This is a genomic window from Vibrio sp. D173a, assembly GCF_030248475.1.
Genome location: NZ_JAHGAH010000603.1, coordinates 1 through 714, shown reverse-complemented (window position 1 = coordinate 714; position 714 = coordinate 1). Strand labels below are relative to the sequence as shown.

The window sequence follows — 714 nt, the reverse complement described above, 5'->3', positions numbered from 1 at the left end:
TAACCTGGGATCACAGCAATACCATCAGCACCATGACACGCTGCGCACACTGCTGCTTTTGCTTGTCCAGCGGCGACATCACCCGCTAGCGCATGACCACTTAATAGTCCCAGTCCAAGGACAAATCCTACTGCTATTTTCTTCATTGCGTATTCCATTGATTATTATTGATATAAGTGCCTTTAAATTGTGCCACAAAGCCTAATTACTTACTCCAAATTGCTTCATAATCTTGACCCTGATAGCGCTTATCAACAAAAATCCCCATAACCGCAACGACCTTATCGCCATCCATTAGTATTGGCGTTCTTCGACGTAACCAACTAGGAACACCATACTCTTGAAACAGCTTTTTCATCTTTCTGCTGTGTCCACGCCCAACTGGGTGAGCGACCAGCCCTTCTGGGTTGAACGATACAGTCAAAGGCGTTGCGGGGTTAGACAACGAAAAGCGCATCGTATTAACACTCTGATTTAAAGTCATTTCATTGGCTTTTCGAAGTGAAATGGAGCCCAATTCATCAGGCAACACCAAGCAATGCTCAAGGTTTAACACCCCCTGCCAAGCCTCCAGTGAAGGACGAGGTAAAACAATGAACAGCCTGTTATCAACTGGTAGGTCGAAGTTGAATACGTGTGTAACTTGAGGAATATGAAGACCACGTGCTGCTACGTCAGTTGCGACTAGTAGGTCAACTTCACCACGAGTGAATT

Annotated in this window: 2 protein-coding genes; both read right to left on the bottom strand. The window is 45.4% G+C overall.

The window, feature by feature from the left end; translation table 11 throughout:
* Positions 1-146, bottom strand: a 146-nt coding sequence (locus KIV40_RS27845; RefSeq protein ID WP_375164893.1) for a c-type cytochrome, incomplete at its 3' end; no start/stop codon positions are given.
* 59 nt (positions 147-205) lie between these two features.
* The coding region (gene tilS / locus KIV40_RS27840; RefSeq protein ID WP_285352435.1) for a tRNA lysidine(34) synthetase TilS at positions 206-714 on the bottom strand (509 nt) is incomplete at its 5' end.